The 20,960-nt window shown below is 68.9% G+C and carries 18 protein-coding genes; 8 read left to right on the top strand and 10 right to left on the bottom strand.

The window, feature by feature from the left end:
• Positions 1 to 197: 197 nt before the first annotated feature.
• The 7 genes from SLNSH_RS19395 to dnaK form a co-directional block, all read right to left on the bottom strand.
• Positions 198 to 506, bottom strand: a complete 309-nt coding sequence (locus SLNSH_RS19395) for a DUF1330 domain-containing protein (RefSeq protein ID WP_106338980.1) — start codon at positions 504 to 506, stop codon at positions 198 to 200.
• Positions 503 to 805 (bottom strand): DUF1330 domain-containing protein, encoded by a 303-nt coding sequence (locus tag SLNSH_RS19390; protein ID WP_106338978.1) that lies wholly within the window; start codon positions 803 to 805, stop codon positions 503 to 505. The genes SLNSH_RS19395 and SLNSH_RS19390 overlap by 4 nt, the downstream gene beginning before the upstream one ends.
• Before the next feature lie 199 nt (positions 806 to 1,004).
• Complete coding sequence (pyrF, locus tag SLNSH_RS19385; protein ID WP_245422420.1) at positions 1,005 to 1,724, bottom strand: orotidine-5'-phosphate decarboxylase; 720 nt, start codon at positions 1,722 to 1,724, stop codon at positions 1,005 to 1,007.
• On the bottom strand, positions 1,721 to 2,314 hold the full coding sequence (locus SLNSH_RS19380) for a histidine phosphatase family protein (RefSeq protein ID WP_106338976.1): 594 nt from the start codon (positions 2,312 to 2,314) through the stop codon (positions 1,721 to 1,723). Before SLNSH_RS19380 ends, pyrF begins: the two co-directional genes overlap by 4 nt.
• 9 nt (positions 2,315 to 2,323) lie before the next feature.
• Positions 2,324 to 3,244 carry a class I SAM-dependent methyltransferase gene (locus SLNSH_RS25660; RefSeq protein ID WP_210202544.1) on the bottom strand — a complete coding sequence of 307 codons (921 nt, stop codon included), beginning with the start codon at positions 3,242 to 3,244 and terminating at the stop codon, positions 2,324 to 2,326.
• Positions 3,245 to 3,328: 84 nt separating this feature from the next.
• Positions 3,329 to 4,468 (bottom strand): molecular chaperone DnaJ, encoded by a 1,140-nt coding sequence (dnaJ, locus tag SLNSH_RS19370; protein ID WP_106338974.1) that lies wholly within the window; start codon positions 4,466 to 4,468, stop codon positions 3,329 to 3,331.
• Positions 4,469 to 4,639: 171 nt separating this feature from the next.
• Positions 4,640 to 6,553, bottom strand: a complete 1,914-nt coding sequence (dnaK, locus tag SLNSH_RS19365) for a molecular chaperone DnaK (protein WP_106338972.1) — start codon at positions 6,551 to 6,553, stop codon at positions 4,640 to 4,642.
• 315 nt (positions 6,554 to 6,868) lie between these two features.
• Between dnaK and SLNSH_RS19360 the strand changes: the two genes are divergently transcribed.
• Positions 6,869 to 7,825 (top strand): hypothetical protein, encoded by a 957-nt coding sequence (locus tag SLNSH_RS19360; protein ID WP_106338970.1) that lies wholly within the window; start codon positions 6,869 to 6,871, stop codon positions 7,823 to 7,825.
• A gap of 404 nt (positions 7,826 to 8,229) precedes the next feature.
• Here SLNSH_RS19360 and SLNSH_RS19355 read toward each other — a convergent pair whose 3' ends face one another.
• Together SLNSH_RS19355 and SLNSH_RS19350 are read right to left on the bottom strand one after the other, a co-directional pair.
• Complete coding sequence (locus tag SLNSH_RS19355) at positions 8,230 to 9,135, bottom strand: bifunctional helix-turn-helix domain-containing protein/methylated-DNA--[protein]-cysteine S-methyltransferase (protein ID WP_106338968.1); 906 nt, start codon at positions 9,133 to 9,135, stop codon at positions 8,230 to 8,232.
• Between the two features lie 203 nt (positions 9,136 to 9,338).
• Positions 9,339 to 9,845, bottom strand: coding sequence for a DUF2244 domain-containing protein (locus SLNSH_RS19350; RefSeq protein WP_106338966.1), 507 nt, complete (start codon positions 9,843 to 9,845; stop codon positions 9,339 to 9,341).
• 60 nt (positions 9,846 to 9,905) lie between these two features.
• On the opposite strand from SLNSH_RS19350, the gene nth reads away from it, so the two are divergent.
• The gene (gene nth, locus SLNSH_RS19345; RefSeq protein WP_106338964.1) at positions 9,906 to 10,814 is read left to right on the top strand and encodes an endonuclease III; all 909 of its coding nucleotides are present in this window, start codon (positions 9,906 to 9,908) and stop codon (positions 10,812 to 10,814) included.
• 134 nt (positions 10,815 to 10,948) lie between these two features.
• Here the strand turns inward: nth and SLNSH_RS19340 are convergent, their stop codons facing one another.
• A complete protein-coding gene (locus SLNSH_RS19340; RefSeq protein WP_106338962.1) occupies positions 10,949 to 11,773 on the bottom strand; it encodes an undecaprenyl-diphosphate phosphatase in 825 nt (274 codons plus the stop codon).
• A gap of 209 nt (positions 11,774 to 11,982) precedes the next feature.
• Here SLNSH_RS19340 and SLNSH_RS19335 point away from each other — a divergent pair, with 209 nt between their 5' ends.
• From SLNSH_RS19335 to SLNSH_RS19310, 6 genes are all read left to right on the top strand, one after another.
• The gene (locus SLNSH_RS19335; protein WP_106338960.1) at positions 11,983 to 12,675 is read left to right on the top strand and encodes a glutathione S-transferase family protein; all 693 of its coding nucleotides are present in this window, start codon (positions 11,983 to 11,985) and stop codon (positions 12,673 to 12,675) included.
• On the top strand, positions 12,672 to 13,820 hold the full coding sequence (gene queG / locus SLNSH_RS19330; protein ID WP_106339057.1) for a tRNA epoxyqueuosine(34) reductase QueG: 1,149 nt from the start codon (positions 12,672 to 12,674) through the stop codon (positions 13,818 to 13,820). Before SLNSH_RS19335 ends, queG begins: the two co-directional genes overlap by 4 nt.
• Positions 13,817 to 14,686: an SDR family oxidoreductase gene (locus SLNSH_RS19325; protein WP_106338958.1), complete on the top strand. Its 870-nt coding sequence runs from the start codon at positions 13,817 to 13,819 to the stop codon at positions 14,684 to 14,686. The genes queG and SLNSH_RS19325 overlap by 4 nt, the downstream gene beginning before the upstream one ends.
• Positions 14,687 to 14,848: 162 nt before the next feature.
• Positions 14,849 to 17,587, top strand: coding sequence for a restriction endonuclease (locus SLNSH_RS19320; protein WP_106338955.1), 2,739 nt, complete (start codon positions 14,849 to 14,851; stop codon positions 17,585 to 17,587).
• A gap of 19 nt (positions 17,588 to 17,606) precedes the next feature.
• Positions 17,607 to 18,956: a DUF3422 family protein gene (locus SLNSH_RS19315; RefSeq protein ID WP_245422418.1), complete on the top strand. Its 1,350-nt coding sequence runs from the start codon at positions 17,607 to 17,609 to the stop codon at positions 18,954 to 18,956.
• 1,008 nt (positions 18,957 to 19,964) lie between these two features.
• On the top strand, positions 19,965 to 20,960 hold a 996-nt coding region (locus tag SLNSH_RS19310), incomplete at its 3' end, for a MutS N-terminal domain-containing protein (RefSeq protein ID WP_483416135.1).

Below are 20,960 nucleotides of genomic sequence, written 5' to 3'. Positions count from 1 at the left end.
TGGCGGATCTCCTTGCGACGGCCCCGCTATAACGCGCCGGACGGCCGGACGGAAGCGGAGTCGCCGGCCATCCTTGCGGGCAGAGCGCAGCCATCCAGGGGCGGGGCGCGCCTGCCCGCCTGGATCGCTTCGTCGCTGCGCTCCTCGCGATGAGGGGCGAGGAGGCTCAGGCGGCTGCGTAGCCGCCGCTTCGCGCGTCACGCGGGCTGCGGCCCGTCGTAGCCGGCGATGATGATCAGGTCGCAGAAGGCGGCGTCCTTCCGCAGCGACTTCGCGTGCTGGTACTCGGCCGAGTGATAGCAGGCGACGGCCTGCTCGTAGCTCGGGAACTCGATCACCACGTTGCGGCTCTTGGCGCCGCCCTCGGCCAGCTCGAACTTGCCGGCCCGCACCAGGAACTTCGCCCCGTACTTGGCGAAGGCGACGGCGTTGGCCTGGCGGTACTGCTCGTAGCCGCCCGCGTCGGTGACCTCGACGCTGGCGATCCAATAACCCTTGGCGCTCACGGTTGCTCTCCGTCATAGCCCTCGACCAGCACGAACTCTCCGGTGCTCACCGGCGCGCGGAACTCGCGGGCCTTCTGGTACTCGGGCGAGTGGAAGTACTGCTTCGCCTTGTCGTAGCTCTCGAACTCCAGGATCACGTTGCGCTTGCGGGCCTCGCCCTCGAGCGCCTCGCTCCTGCCGCCGCGGGCGAGGATGCGCGCGCCATGGATGCGCATCGCCTCCAGCGCTCCCTTGGCGTAGACCGCGTACTGGTCGGCGTCGTCCACGTCCACGCGGGCGACGATATATCCCTTGGGCATTCTTCTTCTCCTGGGAACGAACCCGGCCGCAGCGAACCCCATCGGCGGGGCGGGGTCAATGACGAGGCGCTTCCGCCGTCATTGCGAGCGAAGCGAAGCAATCCAGGCGGGCCGGGGCGCGATGCTGGCGAGCGCCGCGCCTTTCCGCCCCTGGATTGCTTCGTCGCTGCGCTCCTCGCAATGACGGAGAAGAGGCCGTTCAGAGGGCCCCGGCGATCTCGGCGGCGATGGCTTCTGCGGCGGCGCGGGGGTCGGAGGCCTGGGTGACGGGGCGGCCGATCACCAGCGCGGTGGCGCCGGCCTGGATGGCGCTGGCGGGGGTGGCTGCGCGCTTCTGGTCGCCGAGGGCGGCCCCGGCCGGGCGGATGCCGGGGGTGACGAGGTCCATGCCGGGGCCAAGCAGTGCGCGCGCGGCCGCGACCTCCTCGGGCGACAGGATGAGCCCGGCGACGCCGGCCTCCTGGGCCTGCCGGGCGCGGCGGGCGACGAGGTCCTTCACGGTGCCGGCGTAGCCCGCCTCGGCGATGTCGGCGTCGTCATAGGAGGTCATCACGGTGACGGCGAGCAGCTTCAGCCCGGAGCCCTGGCTGGCCGCGACCGCCGCCCGCATGGTCTGCGGATAGGCGTGCACGGTCAGGTAGGCCGCGCCCAGCCTGGCGACCTGCTCGGTGGCGCGGCTCACGGTGTTGGGGATGTCGTGGAACTTGAGGTCGAGGAAGACCTTCTTGCCCTCCCCGATCAGCCGCCTGGCGAAGTCGAGGCCGCCCGCGTACATCAGCTCCAGGCCCACCTTGTAGAAGCTGACCGCCTCGCCGAGCCGGGCGGTCATCGCCTCCGCGTCCGCCACGCTCGGCAGGTCGAGGGCCACGATCATGCGGTCGCGCGGGTCCTGGGCGAGGGCGTTCGTGGCTCCGGTCATACGGGCTCTCCGATTCTGGGGTCTTCGAGGGGGCGCCAGCGGTGGAGCACACGGAGGGACCGCCTGTCAAAGGCGAACACGGCGCCGCCCCCGCCGGGCTGGTCGTGGCGGCGGTCGATGGGTTCGCCGGTTAGCGCGCAGGTCAGCAGCGTGCCGACGCCGCCGTGCCCGGCGAAGGCGAGGTCGCCCGGCGGCGCCTCGGCCAGCGCGGCCTTTACGGCCTCGACCACGCGGGCCTGGGCGTCCACGGCGCGCTCCCAGCCGCGGATGCTGGTTTCGGGGCTGGCGAAGAAGGCGTCGGCGGTCGCCTCGAACTCCGGCGGCGGCAGGAATCCCGTGGCGCTGCGGTCGTTTTCGTGCAGGCCGGGGCGGACCAGGAGGGCGGCTCCGGCGGCCTTCGCCAGCATCGATGCGGTCTCGACGGCCTTGGTCTCGTCGGACGCCACCACGGCCGCGAGGCCGCGGACCCAGGGCCGGCCGAGGACGGCGGAGAGCCTCGCCAGCCCGGTCCCGGACAATGACCAGCGCGGGACCGGGATGGCGGGATCGATGCGGACCTGGGGATGCGTGACGTAGTAGACCGTCGCCACGCCTGCCTCTCAGCCCTTGTGATGCGGCGGGCGCCGGCGCACGGCGCGCAGTTGCGCGTCGGCGGCGACGTGCGTGTCCGGCCCTTCCATGTGGGCGTTCAGGCGGCGCAGCAGGTCGAGCGTCGGCCGGACGCGCTCGTCCTGGAGCACCCGCTCGGCGTGGATCTCCCAGGCCAGCTTCACCTTGTCGGCGCCGTCCAGCAGCTCGTCCCGGACGCGGCCGGTGTGGGCCTTGAGGCGGCGGATGAAGGCCGGCTCGGCGCGGCTCGGCAGGGGCGCTTCGTCCGCCTCGTCATCGGCCCGGCGATAGACCCAGACGCGGGCGGGAGGGATGTTCAGCCAGACGGGCGGCGACACCTCGGCGGCGACGCCAGGGCCGCGGGGCACGGGCGAGGTCAGGCCGTATGTGAACTGGATGAAGGGCGCGTCCGGGGCCATGAGGCCGAAGGCGCGCAGGAGCAGGCGGGCGCGGTCGGCCTCGGGGCGGGTCAGCAGCGGCAGGCTGGACACCACGGCGGCGGCGGGCGTCGCGAGATGGCCCTGCAGGGTGCGGTCGATGGCGTAGGCGTCGCCCTGGACCACCGTCGCGCGCGGGAAGCGGCGGGCGAGAAGCTTGCAAAAGTCGGGATCGTACTCGACCAGGACGAGGCGGTCCTCCGCCACGCCGTGCTCGACCAGGGCCTGGGTGACCGGGCCGGTGCCGGGGCCGAGCTCGACCACGGGGCCCATGCGGCCCACGTCCACGCAGGCCGCCATGGCGCGCGCGAGCGCGGGGCTGGAGGGCGCGATCGCGCCGGCCTGGAGCGGGTTGTCGAGCCAGCTCTTGAGAAAGCGCGCCTCATCCTGCAGGCGCCGACCGAGCGGCTCCCGGGCCTTGGGCTTCCTCGCATGTCCGGCGCCGCGGTCCGCGCGGCGGGGCTCGAGCTGCAACGCGCGGGCTCCGTTCTGGTGAGGCTTCAAAGGTAGGCCGCGCGGCCCGACGGGTCAACGCGGGGTCATCCGGTCAGGTCCGCCCTACTGGGCGGCGCCGCCGAAGAATTCACGCACCTTGGCGAAGAAACTGGCGCTCTCGGGCTGGGTGTCCTTGGAGCTTTCCTGCTCGAATTCGCGCAGCAGCTCCCTTTGGCGGGCGTTGAGCTTCTGCGGCGTCTCGACCACGAGCTGGACGTAGAGGTCGCCCTTGTCGCGCGAGCGCAGGATCGGCATGCCACGGCCGCGGATGCGGATCTGCTTGCCGGTCTGGGCGCCCTCGGGGATCTTGACCGTGCACTCCTCACCGTCGAGCACCGGGACCGGCACCTCGCCGCCGAGCGCGGCCTTCACCATGCTGACGGGCGCGCGGCAGAACAGGTCCGCCCCGTCGCGCTGCAGGAAGGGATGGGGCTTCAGCGACAGGAAGATGTAGAGGTCGCCGTTCGGGCCGCCGCGCAGGCCGGCCTCGCCCTCGTTGGCGAGGCGGATGCGGGTGCCGTCCTCGACGCCGGCCGGGATGTTGACGGACAGCGTGCGCTCGCGGGTGACGCGGCCCGCTCCGTTGCAGGAGCGGCAGGGATCCTCGATCACCTCGCCGCGGCCCTGGCAGTTGGGGCAGGTGCGCTCGATGGAGAAGAAGCCCTGGCTGGCCCGCACCCGGCCGTAGCCGCCGCAGGTGGGGCACTGCTTGGCCTTGGAGCCCGGCTTGGCCCCCGTGCCCGAGCACGCCTCGCAGGCGATGGCGGTCGGCACCTTGAGGGTGGCGGTCTTGCCCGCATAAGCCTCCTCGAGGGTGATCTCGAGGTTGTAGCGCAGGTCCGAGCCCCGCTCGCGGCCGTCGGAGCGCTGCCGGCCGCGGCCGGAGAAGTCGCCGAACAGGTCCTCGAAGATGTCCGCCATCGAGGAGGCGAAATCGTTGCCGAAGCCCGGGCCGCCGCCCCCGCCCATGCCGTTCTCGAAGGCGGCGTGGCCGAAGCGGTCATAGGCGGCGCGCTTCTGCGCGTCGGACAGGACCTGGTAGGCCTCGTTGAGCTCCTTGAAGCGGGCCTCCGCCGCCTTGTCGCCCGGGTTGCGATCCGGGTGATGCTTCATGGCGAGTTTGCGAAAAGACGACTTCAGCTCGGTCTCGGTCGCAGTCCGGCTGACCTGGAGCAGCTCGTAGTAGTCAGTCTTGGTGGCCATGGGTGTCCGGCGCGGTCGTAAAGATGAGGTTCTCGGCTTTGCGGCCGGCGGCCTAAAGCGCCACAGAAGACACAGGCCCGCAACACGCAGGCTTCGCCTTCGCGACGCGTGGCCCGAGAATCACGGACAAGTGAGGCGCCCCGGCCACGGACCGGGGCGCCCGCAGGACGATTACGCCCGCTTCTTCTTGTCGTCGTCGCCGACCTCGCGGAAGTCGGCGTCGATGACGTCGTCCTCCTTCTTGGCCTCGGCGCCGCCGGCCTCGCCCTCGGCCCCGCCCTGCTGGGCCGCGTACATGGCCTCGCCGAGCTTCATGGAGAGCTGCATCAGGTCATTGGTGCGGGCCTTGATGGCCTCCACGTCCTCGCCGGCGATCGCCGTCTTGAGGGTCGCGATCGCGCTCTCGATGGCCGACTTGTCGGCCGCCGCGGCCTTGTCACCCAGATCCGCGACCGACTTCTCGGTCTGGTGGATCAGGCTCTCGGCCTGGTTTCGGGCCTCGACCAACTCACGCCGCTTCTTGTCCTCGGCGGCGTGCGCCTCCGCGTCCTTCACCATCTTCTCGATGTCGGTCTCGCTGAGGCCGCCCGAGGCCTGGATGCGGATCTGCTGCTCCTTGCCGGTCGCCTTGTCCTTCGCCGACACGTTGACGATGCCGTTCGCGTCGATGTCGAAGGTGACCTCGATCTGCGGCACGCCGCGGGGCGCCGGGGGCAGGCCGACCAGGTCGAACTGGCCGAGCAGCTTGTTGTCCGCAGCCATCTCGCGCTCGCCCTGGAACACCCGGATGGTCACGGCCGTCTGGTTGTCCTCGGCGGTGGAGAAGACCTGGCTCTTCTTGGTCGGGATGGTGGTGTTGCGGTCGATCAGCCGGGTGAACACGCCGCCCAGCGTCTCGATGCCCAGCGACAGCGGGGTCACGTCGAGCAGCAGCACGTCTTTCACGTCGCCCTGGAGCACGCCCGCCTGGACCGCCGCGCCGATGGCCACGACCTCGTCCGGGTTGACGCCCTTGTGGGGCTCCTTGCCGAAGAACTGCTTCACGGCCTCCTGGACCTTCGGCATGCGCGACTGGCCGCCGACGAGGATCACCTCGTCGATCTCGGCCGCCGTCAGGCCGGCGTCCTTCAGGGCCTTGCGGCAGGGCTCGATGGTCTTCTGCACCAGGTCGTCCACCAGCGCCTCGAACTTGGCGCGGGTGAGCTTCAGGGTCAGGTGCTTCGGGCCCGACGCGTCGGCGGTGATGTAGGGCAGGTTGATCTCGGTCTGCTGCGCGGAAGACAGCTCGATCTTGGCCTTCTCGGCGGCCTCCTTGAGGCGCTGCAGGGCGAGCTTGTCCTTCTTCAGGTCGATGCCCTGCTCCTTCTTGAACTCGTCGGCCAGGTACTCGACGAGCCGCATGTCGAAGTCTTCGCCGCCCAGGAACGTGTCGCCGTTCGTGGACTTCACCTCGAACACGCCGTCGCCGATCTCCAGGATCGAGACGTCGAAGGTGCCGCCGCCAAGGTCGTACACGGCCACCACGCCGGACTTCTTCTTGTCCAGGCCATAGGCCAGCGCCGCCGCGGTCGGCTCGTTGATGATGCGCAGGACCTCGAGGCCGGCGATCTTGCCGGCGTCCTTGGTGGCCTGGCGCTGGGCGTCGTTGAAGTAGGCCGGAACCGTGATGACGGCCTGCGTGACCGGCTGGCCGACGAAGGCCTCGGCGGTCTCCTTCATCTTCTGCAGGATGAAGGCGGAGATCTGCGAGGGCGAATAGGTCTTGCCGTCGGCCTCGACCCAGGCGTCGCCGTTGCCGGCGCGCGTGATCTTGTAGGGCACGAGGCCCTTGTCCTTCTGGGTCATCGGGTCGTCATAGGTGCGCCCGATGAGTCGCTTGATGGCGAAGAAGGTGCGCTCGGGATTCGTGACCGCCTGGCGCTTGGCCGGCTGGCCGACGAGGCGCTCGCCTTCGTCCGTGAAAGCGACGATGGAGGGCGTGGTGCGCGCGCCTTCCGCGTTCTCGATCACCTTGGGCGTCGTGCCTTCCATAATGGCGACGCATGAATTGGTGGTGCCGAGGTCGATGCCGATGACTTTAGCCATGTGGTGGTCCCCTTTTTCGGCGAGATCTCCGAGCCCCGAAGGCGCTCCGGCTAGCGGTTCCCCGTCACGCCCCGACCGGGGCGGGACCGGGAGCCAGATCCCCTAGGATTGGCGGGTTTTTCCCGCGGTCGGCGGGTATATAAGGAGGCCGGTTTGGGGCTGCAAGGCGAGAACCCGAAAGGCGGGACCGCGGCCGCAGGCACACAAAGGCCACACACCGGCAGCTTCGCACAAAGAGGGTTGAGTCGGCGATTCGTTGTTGCGGGACGGCGTGCTAGGTTCGCTGCCATCCCTGAGGCCACCCAGAGCACGCCCTTGCCGCCCCGCCCCGTCGCCGCGCTCGCCTTCCTTCTCCTCTCCGCCTCGGGCGCCGCCGCGCAGCTGGTCCTGCCCGGGGCCTCGGAGCCGACGCCGCAGGGCGCCGCCGAACCGGCCGCGCCGGGCGCCGCCGCCCCGCGCCGGCCTGCAGCCCCCAAGGGGCCGCCGGCCCCTGTCTCGGTGAAGCTGCCGGGCGAAGACGCTGTGGTCGGCAAGCCGCTGTTTCTGAACGGGACGCGGGGCAAGCTGGTGATCGAGCGCAAGGACAAGACGAGCCTGGCCGCGACCGTGATCGCATCCGGGTCGAAGATCTCCAACCCGGCCGAAGCGTGCGGAGTCGACCTCGGGGGCGGACGCCCGCTCGACCTCAAGCCCGGCGGACGGCCGGACGGCGTGCTGCGCTACACGCTCGACTTCGACGGCTGCCCGATGACGCTGGACGTGCTGGACGGCGCCGTGCTGGCTTCCGTGTCGAGCCAGACCTGCTCCTTCCAGGAAGCCGACTGCCGCATCGAGCCGCGCGGCGTGTGGGGGCCCGCCTCGGCGGCGCTGGGCGAGGTGAAGGGAATTGAAAGCGACCGCGGCAAGGCCGACAAGGCCGTGCGGGACAACTTCAAGGCCCTGCTCGCCCGCACCAAGGGCAAACAGGAGATCAAGCAGGTCGCGGCCGAGCAGGCGGGCTTCACCTCCGAGCGCGAGATGGTGTGCGGCGGCTACGCCCGCGAGGCGAGCTTCGGCTACTGCGCGTCCCGCTACACCGAATGGCGCGCGGCCAGCCTGGCGGCGCGCCTGAACCGGCTGGAAGGCAAGCCCGAGAACGCCCTGGTGGCGGCGCGGCCGGCGAAACCCAAGCCGAAGCCCGCTGCCGCCCCCGCGGTTTTGGGCGCAGCGCCCGCCGAACCCGCGCCGCCGCCCGCGCCGGCGACCAAGTCCATCTTCGACATCTTCCGCTGACGTTGGGTGCGCTTCCCTCTCCCGCCCCGGTGGAGAGAGGGAAACGGTGGGTCCGGCGCCTTCGCTCGGTTAATGACGCGACAGCCCCCGCTGGCTATTCGCCTTGGCGGCGCGGCTGGCCACCCACCCACGCCGTCATCCCCGGCCGGAGCGGCGGAGCCGCGGAGGGGAAGGGGATCCAGGAGACTGGGCTCCGAGCGAACCGCGGCGGTCTCGCGTGTTCCTTGTCTTCAGGCACGGTTTATCCGCAAACGCACCCAGTCCCCTGGATCCCCTTCCCGGCGCTTCGCGCCGCCGGGGATGACGGTGGAGAGGTCAGCGCCTCTCGACATGTGATGCGCCGGGGCTTTGCGTGGTGGTCCACGTTTGCGGCGCAGACGCTTGTTCCCATACGCCAGTCTCGCTCACCCCGCCAGCGGTCCCGCGGTTTGGCCGGCCTCCCAGCCCAGCATGGCCTGCTTGCGGGTGAGGCCCCAGTGGTAGCCTGTGAGGGCGCCGGAGCGGCCGAGGACGCGGTGGCAGGGCACCACGAAGGAGATCGGGTTTCGCCCCACCGCCGCCCCGACGGCCCGGGCCGCCTTGGGCGCGCCGATGTGGCGGGCGATGTCCGAATAGGTGGTGGCCCGGCCCATGGGGATGCGCAGCAGGGTCTGCCAGACGCGCACCTCGAAGTCGGTCCCGATCAGCACCACGCGCAGCGGCCGGTCCTGGCGCCAGGCCTCCGGATCGAAAGCGCGGCGGGCGACGCCTGCGGTCGCGCCCTGGTCCTCCACGAAGGCGGCGCGGGGCCAGCGGCGGACCATGTCGGCCAGCGCGGCGGCGCGGTCGCCGTCGTCCACGAAGCCGATTCCGGCCAGCCCGCGGGGCGTCGCCACCACGATGGCCTCTCCGAAGGGCGAGGGGTGGAAGCCGTAGGACAGCGTCACCCCCTCCCCGCGCGCCTTCCACTCGCCTGGGCTCATGGCCTCGTGGGTGACGAACAGGTCATGCAGGCGCCCGGGTCCCGACAGGCCGACCTCGTAGGTCGCGTCCAGAACGCTGGCGGAATCGCGCAGCAGCGCACGGGCGTGGTCGAGGGTCAGCGCCTGCAGAAAGGCCTTCGGGGTCAGGCCGGCCCAGCGGCGGAAGATGTGATGCAGGTGGGAGGACGAAACGCCCACATGGGCGGCGACCTCCTCCAGGGAGGGCTGCCGGCGCCAGGCCTCGGTGAGAAACGCCAGCGCCTTGCGGACGCGGTCATAATCCTCCAGCGGCCCCGCCTGGAGCTCGGCGGCGCAAAGAGGCGCGAATTCGGCGGTGGACTGCAGCATGGCTCATCTCCGTGTCGCCCGCACACTAGGCCGGGCGGGAGGATGCCGACACCCGAAAGCTGCGAAAGTGCTGCGCCTCTACACCCCTCCGTCCTTGCGAGCGAAGCGAAGCAATCCAGGGTCGCCGGGCGCAATGGCCGCAGGTCGCCGCCCTGGCCCCTGGATTGCTTCGTCGCTGCGCTCCTCGCAAAGACGGAGGGAAGCTACGACGGCGAATACGGGTTGTAGGTCACGCCCTTGCGGGCTTCCGCCAGGGCGGCCGCGAGGGCGTCGCCGAAGCTGGCCTTTTCGTCCGGGGACAGGAACGCCGCCAGCCCGACGCTCTGGCCGCGCGAGACCAACGCCAGCCGCTGAACGCCGAACTCCTCGTGCTCCTCCCGGTGGAGGCGCGTCCACAGCGGATTGGAGCGCCACTCCGTGGAGGGGCCCTTCACGGGATTCTTGCGCAGCAGCACTTCGAGCGGCGTGACCGTAACCTCCTCGGAGGAGCGCGCCTCCGCCAGGCTCGCCCGCATGGCGAGGAAGAGCAGCAGCACGTCCAGGCCGTAGAAGCCCGCCACCGGCCAGAAGCCGAGCACGATGAAGGGGATGCTGGCGACCGTGCCGCCCAGCGCGACCAGCGCCACCACGAGGCGTACGCCGCGCAGGTTGAGCGAGCGGTGCGGATGCAGCACCGCGGAGAAAACGGGTGGAGCGTCGGACGCTGACATTCCAGGTTCGGCCTTGCTAGGGTGCGCACGCCCTGCGACTGCGAAATTTATAAGGCGACCATGGCCCCGCGGAAGACCGTTCCCCTTCACGAATCCACGAGACCGATCGCCGCGGCGCCGGGACGAGCGAAACGCGTGGCCGCGGCCGGCGGTTCAGCGGGCGAGGCGCCGGCCCTCTCGACCAAACCGCGGGCCGCCAAGGCCAAGGCGCCCTCCACCAAGGCAGGCGCCCTCAAGGGCGGCAAGGCCAAGGCTTCGAGGGCTCCGAAAGCGCCGAAGCCCCTGGAGCCGCCGCTGGTGCGCGAACTGTTCGAGCGCTTCCGGGAGGACAACCCGGAGCCCAAGGGCGAGCTCGAGTTCGTCAACCCGTTCACCCTCCTGGTGGCGGTGGCGCTCTCCGCGCAGGCCACGGACAAGAGCGTCAACATCGCCACCCGGCCGCTGTTCGCCATCGCGGACACGCCGCAGAAGATGGTGGCGCTCGGGGAAGACCGGCTGCGCGACATGATCAAGACGATCGGCCTGTTCCGCAACAAGGCCAAGAACGTGATCGCGCTGTCGCAGAAGCTGATCGACCAGTTCGGCGGCGAGGTGCCGCGCACCCGGGAGGAGCTGGAGACGCTCCCCGGCGTCGGCCGCAAGACCGCCAACGTGGTGCTGAACACGGCCTTCCACCAGCCGACCATCGCGGTGGACACGCATCTCTACCGGGTGTCGCACCGCCTGCCGCTGGCGACCGGCAAGACGCCGCTGGACGTGGAGCTGGGGCTCGAGAAGGTGATCCCGGAGGAATACCGCCTCCACGCCCACCACTGGCTGATCCTGCACGGGCGATACGTCTGCAAGGCCCGCAAGCCGGATTGCCCGCGCTGCATCGTCAGCGACATCTGCCGCTTCGAGCCCAAGACGCTGCCCGGCCAGTCGCCGCCGCCCGGCGCCGACCCGGAGGACGCGCCCCTGCCGGAGTGACCTCCGTCCTTGCGAGGAGCGCAGCGACGAAGCAACCCAGGGGGACTGGGCGCCCAAGTCTGGATTGCTTCGCCTTCGGCTCGCAATGACGGCTGGTGGTCCTCTTTGGCCAAGCGCCCGGCCGTACAGACCTCTTACGGCTGCCCCACGCCGGCGAAGATGGCCGCGAGCCCGGCGGCGCCGACCAGGATGCGCCACCAGGCGAAGACGGCGAAGCCGTGCTTCGTCACGTAGGTGAGCAGCCCGCGGACCACGGCGAGGCCCGACACGAAGGCCGCCGCGAAGCCCAGCGCGATGATGCCGGCGTGGCTCATGTCGAGGGACTTGTAGTTCTTCAGCAGGTCGTACGCGAAGGCGCCCGCCATGGTGGGCATCGCCAGGAAGAACGAGAACTCGGCCGCCGCGCGCTTGTCGGCGCCCATCAGCATGGCGCCCACGATGGTGGCGCCGGAGCGCGACACGCCCGGGATCATGGCCAGGCACTGGGCAAAGCCGATCTTCACGTACATGGAGAGCGGGAAGGTGGTGGCGTCGTGGTAGACCGCCTTGGGGCTGCGCTCGTCCACCACCAGCAGGATCAGGCCGCCGACCACGAGGGCTATGCAGACGATCAGCGGGTTGAACAACACGCCCTTGATGAAGCCGTGCAGCAGCCCGCCGATCACCATGGCGGGCAGGAAGGCGGCCAGCACGCCCACTGTGAAGTTGCGGGCGTTGGGATCGTGCGGCAGCGCCAGGGCGATCTTGACCAGCCGGTGGAAATAAACGCCCACGATGGCCAGGATCGATCCCAGCTGGATCAGCACCGCAAACGTCTTGTCGAAATTCTCGTCCGCGAAGTTGAGCCCCAAAAACTTCTCCGCTAGGAGCAAGTGTCCGGTTGAGGACACTGGCAGGAATTCGGTGAATCCCTCGAAAATTCCCAGCACGATGGCTTTCAGGGCGAACGCGAGATCCATGCCGTAATCCTGAGATCTGGAACCGCAAACCTCAACAATCGCCAATCCAGGCTGGAATTGCTATGGTGGCGCGATTCGGGTTGTCGTGGGCGCGCGGCGGTTTTATACGCTGCCCACGCGCGGCGCCACCCTGGACGACGCGTCGACCGGCGGGCTCAACCTCACCCTCGCCTCCTCCTGGCCCGTTCTCGGAGTCGAAGCCGCACCTCATGGCGACGCTCTTCCACCATCCGCTCTGCCCTCATTCGCGCTTCGTCCGGCTGCTGCTGGGCGAGTTCGGCATCGACGCGACCCTCGTGGAGGAGCGCGCCTTCGAGCGCCGCACCGAGTTCCTGATCATGAACCCGGCCGGGACCACGCCGGTGTTCCAGGAGGAGCAGAGCGGCGCCATCCCGGGCGCGGCCGTGATCGCCGAATACCTGGACGAGACGCGCGGGCTCGCCATGGGGGACCGGCGGCTGCTGCCGGGCGACCCCATGGGCCGGGTCGAGGTGCGGCGGCTGGTCGACTGGTTCAACGGCAAGATGTACGACGAGGTCACCGGCTACCTGGTGAAGGAGAAGGTGTTCAAGCGCTTCATGCCGGCCGAGCTCGGCGGCGGGGCGCCCGACATGGCGGCCATCCGGGCCGCCCGGTCCAACATCCGCTATCATCTGGCCTATATCGGGTTCCTGATGCAGGGCCGGAACTGGCTCGCCGGCGACCGGCTGAGCTGGGCCGACCTCGCCGCCGCGGCGCAGCTCTCGGCGGCGGACTACCTGGGCGACGTGCCGTGGAACGAGAACGAGGCGGCGAAACACTGGTATGCGCGGGTGAAGTCGCGCCCGTCCTTCCGGCCGCTGCTGGCGGACCGGGTGCTCGGCATGGAGCCGTCGGAGCACTACGCGGACCTGGACTTCTGAGCGGCGACCGCCTCAAGGCGCGCCTCCTCGCCGACGCCGCCCGCGAGGGCTTCGACGCCGTGGGCGTCACCACCCCGGACGCCATCCCGGACGCCCCCGCCCGCCTGGCCGAGGCGCTCGCCCAGGGCTGGCACGCCGGCATGGACTGGCTGGCCGAGACGCCGGAGCGCCGGGCCTCCCCGGCGGGGCTGTGGCCCGACGTGCGCAGCGTCGTCCTGCTGGGCACGAGCTACGCGCCCGAAGAGGACCCGCTGGCCGGGCTCGCGCATCCGGACCGGGCGGTCATCTCCGTGTACGCCCGCTCCAGGGACTACCACGACGTCATCAAGGGCAAGCTGAAGCAGGTGGCCGGGCGCTTCGCGGCCGCCGCGGGCGCGGACGTGAAGGTGTTCGTGGACACCGCCCCGGTGATGGAGAAGCCGCTCGCCGCCGCGGCCGGGCTCGGCTGGCAGGGCAAGCACAGCGTGCTCGTCTCGCGCCGGCACGGCTCGTGGCTCTTCCTGGGCGCGATCTACACCACCGCCGCGCTCCCGCCCGACGCGCCGGAGCCGGACCATTGCGGCTCCTGCCGGCGCTGCCTCGACATCTGCCCCACGGACGCCTTCCCGGCCCCCTACCGGCTCGACGCGGGCCGCTGCATCTCCTACCTCACCATCGAGCACAAGGGGCCGATCCCGCACGAGCTGCGCACCGGCGTCGGCAACCGCGTGTTCGGCTGCGACGACTGCCTGGCCGTGTGCCCCTGGAACAAGTTCGCCCAGGCCGGCCGCGAGGCGAAGCTGCGCGCGCGGGAAGACCTCGCCAACCCGCCCCTGGCGGAGCTCGCCCGGCTGGACGACGCCGCCTTCCGGCTGCGCTTCGCCGGCACGCCGGTGAAGCGCACCGGGCGCGACCGCTTCGTGCGCAACGTGCTCGTCGCGGTCGGCAACTCGGGCGACGCTGCGCTGGCCCGGGAAGCGGAGGCTCTCCTCTCGGACGCCTCGCCTCTGGTGCGCGGCGCCGCTATATGGGCTCTGGGACGGCTCGCGCCCGACCGCCTCGCGGCCGCCCGGCGCGAGTTGGAGCCGGCCGAGGCCGATCCGGACGTGGTGGCCGAGTGGCGCCTGGCGGGCGGGGGCCCAGCCGAAAGGAGCAACGCGTCGTGAACCTCCTCGTGTTCGGCTACGGCTACACCAGCCGCGCCTTCGTCCGCGCCGAGCGCGCCCGCTTCGCGGACGTGACGGCCACCGTCCGCTCCGCCGAGAAGGCCGCCCAGATCGCCGCCGACGGCGTGCGCGGCCTCGAGTTCTTCCACGAGCACGTCGACCCCGCCCTGCCGGACGCCATCGCGCAGGCGGACGCCCTCCTGGTCTCCGTCCCGCCGGACTCCGAGGGCGATCCGGTGCTGCGCGTCTTCGCCGACGCGATCGCGGCCGCGCCGCGGCTCCGGTGGATCGGCTACCTCTCCACCATCGGGGTCTATGGCGACCGCGGCGGCGGCTGGGTGGACGAGACCGACCCGCCGAACCCGGTGAGCGAGCGCGCCGCCCGGCGCGTGCAGGCGGAGGAGCAGTGGCTGGAACTCGGCCGCCGCGCGGGCAAGCTCGTGCACATCTTCCGCCTGTCGGGCATCTACGGGCCGGGCCAGAACGCGCTGGTCAACCTGCGCGAGGGCGTGGCGCGGCGGCTGGTGAAGCCCGGCCAGGTGTTCAACCGCATCCACGTGGACGACATCGCCGGCGTGCTGGCCGCCTCGCTCGATCGCCCGGCCGGCGGCGTCTACAACGTCACCGACGACGAGCCCGCCCCGCCCCAGGACGTGGTGGCGTACGCCGCCAAGGTGCTGGGCGTGGAGCCCCCGCCCGAGCAGGACTTCGAGACCGCCGAACTCTCCCCCATGGCCCGCAGCTTCTACGGCGAGAACAAGCGCGTCGCCAACACCCGCGTGCGCGAGGAGCTGGGGTACCGGTTAAAGTACCCGACGTACCGGGAGGCCTTGCAGGCGCTGGCGGGGGCGGGGGATGGGCGGTGAGGGGGGCGCTCCTGCTTCTATGGACCGCCCGGCTGGCTGGAAGAGCCGACAGGCTGAATATTGGCATCTTCCCAATGCGCCCATAAGCTCTAAACAGAATCACTTATGGCATGAAATAAGGCTTTGGCCAAATTCGACGTTTGACGGTTTCAGGGGGCAGGTGTGGGATTTTCATACCAAATCGAAGTTGCTGTAACTCGGGAGACCAGCACAACAGAGCGAGGCCGAATCTTAGAGCGTTTTGCACAAAAGCTATTGCACACTCAAAATTACAGCGTAACGGAAAATGTTCGGCTCACAGCATCTGAGGTCGATCTCCTGGGCAAGGAAAAGACCACTGGAGAGACAATTTTTGTAGAGTGCAAAGCTTTTAGATCCAATCTATCAGCAGAAGTTTTGCAAAAGCTTCTCGGGAATGTTCACTTTAAAAGATATTCTTCCGGCTGGCTGATATCTACATTCTCCCTCGGAAAAGATGCAAAGGGTTTTGAACATGAGTGGCAACAAAGGCCGCCCGAGGAAAGGCGGCAACTCCGCATATATTCGCCGGATACGTTAATTGCTCTCCTAGTCAGCGCGAAACTAGTAGTAGGGGCAGATACTCTCCAATTTGATCGAAACCGTTTTAAGGCGGCTGATGAGGCATATCTCCTTCTTACCCAAGACGGCGAGTTCTGGGCTTTACCTATCATCGACCCTGCATCTGGCATCCGCAGCGCGGCACTCCTCTTTCGGGCAGATACGGGCGAACAAATTTTTACACAGGCTATTTTGGATCGCATTTCATCCACGGACACCAGCGTGGCGCTACCCTGGATTTCCGAGACAACTGAGCTCGCGGGAACAGCTACAAAACTACGCTCGGAATTAGAAAGCATTGTGAGAGTCCCGATGGCTGACCATTGGGCAGATTATCGTCCAGCGCGACCAGAGGACTTCGTAGGGCGCGAAGCGGCGCAGGCGACTATTTTCCGTTTTCTAGATGCGGTCCGTGCCGGAACAACGTCAACGCGCCTGCTTGCCCTAAAAGGGCCTTCGGGATGGGGAAAGAGTTCCAGCTTGCTGAAGATCGCATCACGAGCTGGCAATGTTCGCAACCGACGCAAATACTTCGTCTTCGCTGTTGATTCCCGTGCTGCGATCACAAGACGCTTCCCCGAGCTCGCTGTTGCGACCGCGATCAAAGAAGCGGTGAAGAACGGCTTTATCTCTGAGCAACCCGCGATCTTGGAATTCGGGAGCGCTTCAAGTCTCTTTTCAGCAAATGTCATGGACACAATCAATGACGAATTGCGCAAAAGCAACAAAGTTGTTTGTATTTTTTTTGATCAGTTCGAAGAATTGCTTTACAAGGCCGACCTTGTTGATGTCTTCGATGAAATGCGGCGAATTTGCTCCTCTTTGGAAGAAGCGCAGTCGAACATCGTGATTGGCTTCTCCTGGAAAACGGATGGAGTAATCCCTACCGAGCACAGCGCCTATCATATGTGGCATGCACTCAGTGATCGCCGCTTTGAGATAGAGCTAGCCCCGTTTAGTGAAGCGGAAGTCGGTCTTGCAATCAACCGCTTCGCCAAAGAACTCGGCTATCCACTGATTCCCCAATTGAGAAGGGTGCTGCAAGACCATTGCCAAGGCTTCCCTTGGCTGCTGAAGAAACTCTGCGTGCACGTCTTACAGCTATCTCGAGCCGGAACCGAGCAAGCAGACATATTGACAAGCTCTCTTAATATTCAAACTCTATTCAAGCGGGACCTTGAGGCTCTTTCTTCCACTGAAATTGCGTGCCTGAAGCAGATCGCGACTGAGTCTCCTGCTGAATTTTTCAAAATTTCTCAGAACTTTGGCGACGAGGTAGTCGCTCGCCTAGTTGACAAGCGCCTGATTATTCGGAGCGGCACCCGCTTGACGTTGTACTGGGACATCTTCAGAGATTATCTCCTTACTGAAAAAATTCCCTATATACCTGTTACGTATATTCCCCAGGCGAATTTCAACCGTCACATCAAGGCCCTTGCTTACATGATGGGGAAGCACCACTTAAGCTATGGCGATCTTGCCAAGGCCATGAACTTGGGCATGGGAGCCACTGACAACCTAGTCCGCGACCTAGTAAATCTGGGACACGTGGAAGCCAATCGCAAGGAAAACCTGGTATACCCAGCTTTTTCTGATGAGCAGCGTGCAATAGAGATCACTTTCAGCTTTTGGCGGTCGCACGAAGTTGTCCGACACCTGCTTTCAACTCGACCAAATGGGGAGACATTTAGTGAGGGTGACTTCCAAACTGTCTACAGGGGTGCCAATAAGCGGAGCGAAATAGGCGAGGATACCGTCCACGCCTATTCTCAGCGGATCTTGCGGTGGCTGATCGGCATTGGGCTGGTTCAGCAGCGCGGGGAAGCGTTTGTGCTACTTGACGCTTTGAGGAGCCCCGTAACCTCGTTGGAGTCAATTGCAAAGAAAACGCGGCATTCTTTGTTCTTGGGGGAAGCCCCACCGCAAAACGTAATATCCGCTTTCTCCGAAATTCGAAATGGCCTGCTGGGTCGCCGGGATATTGAAGCTCGCCACGGTAGAAATACTTGCTATGCGCTGATAAATCTGGGGCTGCTGACCGTAGATGGTCATCCGAAAGTGGGCCGGCGGTCTGAACCCATTGAAGAGATTGTCAGGAAACATGCGATTGCGAGTGCTACTTTGACGTTTGTGTGCGCCCTGGACTTTCACAATATGTCCGGGCTGGAGCTAGGTGAACAGCTGTCCGTCCAACTCCGCACTGGATGGGCAAGAGCGTCGAAACAGAGGTATGGCAGCGCTCTGAAGCAATGGGCGGCATGGGCAATCAAACGAACCGAGCCTGACCTATTCTGCACTGCCGACGCGCGAACATCGATTTGACGTTTGGCTCACTGTGGCCATGCTTGAGTTCCGCCTGTCGCACGTTATAGAGGGCGCCCCCGGCGCAGACGGCATGCCCACCCCCTTCACCGACCACCCCCTGCGCGGGCGGGTGTTGCAGGAGTTGCATGCGCGGCCGTTTGCGCCGGTGGGGGTTCCGGGGCGGCTCGTCCACCTGGCCTTCATGGCGGCGGACGGGGAGGCCGTGGCCGCCGCGGAGGCGCTGGGGCGGTTCTGCGAGGGGCTCGGGCTGCCGCCGCCCGCCGCGGAGGCGCGGCATCACCGGGTCGAGCTGTCCGGCCTGCGCCTGCGCTGGGAGCGGCACAGCGAGTTCCTCACCTATACGTGGGAGCAGGCGCAGGGGGCCGAACAGGCCGAGCTCCCCGCGGGCGAGGGCCGCCCCGCCCGGCCGGAGGCGATCCTCTCCGCCATGCGCAGCCTCCAGACGCCCGGCGAGCTGATCGCGGCGGCGGACGTGATCGTGCGCCGGGGCGAGCTGGAGGCGGAGGCCCTGCGGGCCTTCTTCGGCACGGACCAGCTGGCCGTGTCCCTGTTCGACGACGGGACCGCCGCGGCGGCCACCGACTTCCGCCCCGACGCCGAGGGCTTCGTCCGCATCGTGGCGGCCGGGGCGGCGCTGGACCCCGCCCAGGCCGGGGCGCTGGTCCAGCGGCTCCTGGAAGTGGAGACCTACCGCACCCTGGCGCTGCTCGGCCTGCCGCTGGCGCAGAGCCTCGGGCCGGCCCTCAACGGCGTGGAGCGCCGGCTCACCGGCCTCCTGCAGGACATGGCCCAGGAGCCGGACTTCAACGCCAGCCGGGAGGCCCTGAACGCGCTCACCGCGCTCGCCGCCGAGCTGGAGCGCGACGCCGCCGCGAGCCTGTTCCGCTTCTCCGCCACCCGGGCCTATTTCGAGCTGGTGCAGCTGCGCATCGAGGCGCTGCGCGAGGCGCCCGTGCCCTACGCGGCCACGTGGTCGGGCTTCCTGGGGCGGCGGCTCAACCCCGCCATCCGCACCTGCGCGGCCACGGAGCAGCGGCAGGACCACCTGTCCCGCAAGCTCTCCCGCGCCGCCCAGCTGCTGCGCACCCGCGTCGACGTGGAGCTGGAAGGGCAGAACCGCGACAGCCTCGCCCTCATGAGCGACCGCCTCGACCTGCAGCTGCGCCTCCAGCGCACCGTGGAGGGCCTCTCGGTGGCGGCCATCACGTATTACGTGGCGAGCCTCATCCACCTCGTCCTCGAAGGCGCCCACGAGGAAGGCCTCCCCGTGAACCCCATGGCCGGCACGGCCCTGTCCGTCCCCATCGTGCTCGCCCTGGTGGCGCTGCTGGTGCACCGCATCCGCCGGCGCCACACGGCGAAGTGAGGGGATGAACGCCGCGGACGCCGCAGGCGCACCCTCCCCTTGAGGGGGAGGGTCGACGGGCGAAGCCCGGCGGGGTGGGGTGGCCCGCGCCCGGCGAGGGCGCGCACAATCCGGCGCCGTCAAGCCTCACGCCCGGCGTTCACCCCACCCCGGCCCTGCGGGCCGACCCTCCCCCTCAAGGGGAGGGTGGGCACCGCCCGGTTTTCGCGGTGCGAGCGAACTAACGCCTCATCAAGCGTCGCGAGCAAGAGCCAAGCGCCGCAGGCGCACCCTCCCCTTGAGGGGGAGGGTCGACGGGCGAAGCCCGGCGGGGTGGGGTGGCCCGCGCCCGGCGAGGGCGCGCACAATCCGGCGCCGTCAAGCCTCACGCCCGGCGTTCACCCCACCCCGGCCCTGCGGGCCGACCCTCCCCCTCAAGGGGAGGGTGGGCACCGCCCGGTTTTCGCGGTGCGAGCGAACTAACGCCTCATCAAGCGTCGCGAGCAAGAGCCAAGCGCCGCAGGCGCACCCTCCCCTTGAGGGGGAGGGTCGACGGGCGAAGCCCGGCGGGGTGGGGTGGCCCGCGCCCGGCGAGGGCGCGCACAATCCGGCGCCGTCAAGCCTCACGCCCGGCGTTCACCCCACCCCGGCCCTGCGGGCCGACCCTCCCCCTCAAGGGGAGGGTGGGCACCGCCCGGTTTTCGCGGTGCGAGCGAACTAACGCCTCATCAAGCGTCGCGAGCAAGAGCCAAGCGCCGCAGGCGCACCCTCCCCTTGAGGGGGAGGGTCGACGGGCGAAGCCCGGCGGGGTGGGGTGGCCCGCGCCCGGCGAGGGCGCGCCTGACGCAAGCCTCCCGGCCTGGAGCTCCACGCCCGGCCTTCACCCCACCCCGCCGCTGCGCGGCGACCCTCCCCCTCGAGGGGAGGGTGGCCAGCGCCCGGCGAGGGGAGGGTGGGCGGCGGCATTTCCCGTGGACGACGGGCCCGCCGCGGGGGCGCCGGGCGGCGGGGTCTGGTAGCGTCGCGCGCATGAGTCTCGACGGTCCCGCCTTTCTCGCCACCGCCCAAGCCGAGGCCGCCGCGCCGGCCGAGGGCGCCGCCCCCGCCGCCGACGCGCGCGTCACCCCCATGATGGCGCAGTACCTGGAGATCAAGCACGCCAATCCGGACTGCCTGCTGTTCTACCGGATGGGTGACTTCTACGAGCTGTTCTTCGACGACGCCGAGGTCGCCTCGCGCACGCTCGGCATCGTGCTCACCAAGCGCGGCAAGCACGCCGGGGAGGACATCCCCATGTGCGGCGTCCCGGTGGAGCGCTCGGAGGACTACCTGCAACGCCTGATCGCGGCCGGGCACCGTGTCGCGGTTTGCGAGCAGCAGGAGGACCCCGCGGAGGCGCGCAAGCGCGGGGGCAAGAGCGTGGTCAAGCGCGGGGTCGTGCGCCTGGTCACGCCCGGCACGATCACGGAGGAGACCCTGCTCGAGCCCGCGCGGGCGAACCTGCTCGTGGCGCTGGCGCGCGTGCGGGCCGGCGAGGGCGCCTGGGCCTACGGGGTCGCGGCCGTGGACATCTCCACGGGCGCGTTCACGGTGGGCGAGGTCGCGCCCGCGGGCCTGCCCGCCGAGATCGCCCGCCTGGAGCCGCGCGAGCTCCTGGTCCCGGACGCGATCCTGGACGAGCCCGCGCTGCGCGCGCTGTGGCGCGAGACGCGGGCGCACGTGACCCCGCTGGCGCGCGACGGCCTGGACGCGGCCTCGGGCGAGCGGCGCCTGTGCGCGTATTTCGGCGTGGGCGCGCTCGCGGGCTTCGGCGCGTTCACCCGCGCGGAAGTGGCCGCCGCCGCGGCCGCGGTGGCGTATGTGCAGCGCACCCAGCTGGGCGCGCGCCCACCCCTATCCGCCCCGGCGCGCGCCGACGCGGGCGCCGTGCTCGCGATCGACGCGGCCACGCGCGCGAACCTGGAGCTCACGCGCACGCTCGGCGGCGAGCGCGCGGGCAGCCTGCTCGCGTGCATCGACCGCACG

Origin of the sequence: Alsobacter soli (assembly GCF_003004785.1) — a bacterium.
In the GTDB taxonomy this organism is placed as follows: Bacteria; Pseudomonadota; Alphaproteobacteria; order Rhizobiales; family Beijerinckiaceae; genus Alsobacter; species Alsobacter soli.
This window is presented reverse-complemented; position numbering and strand designations above follow the sequence as displayed.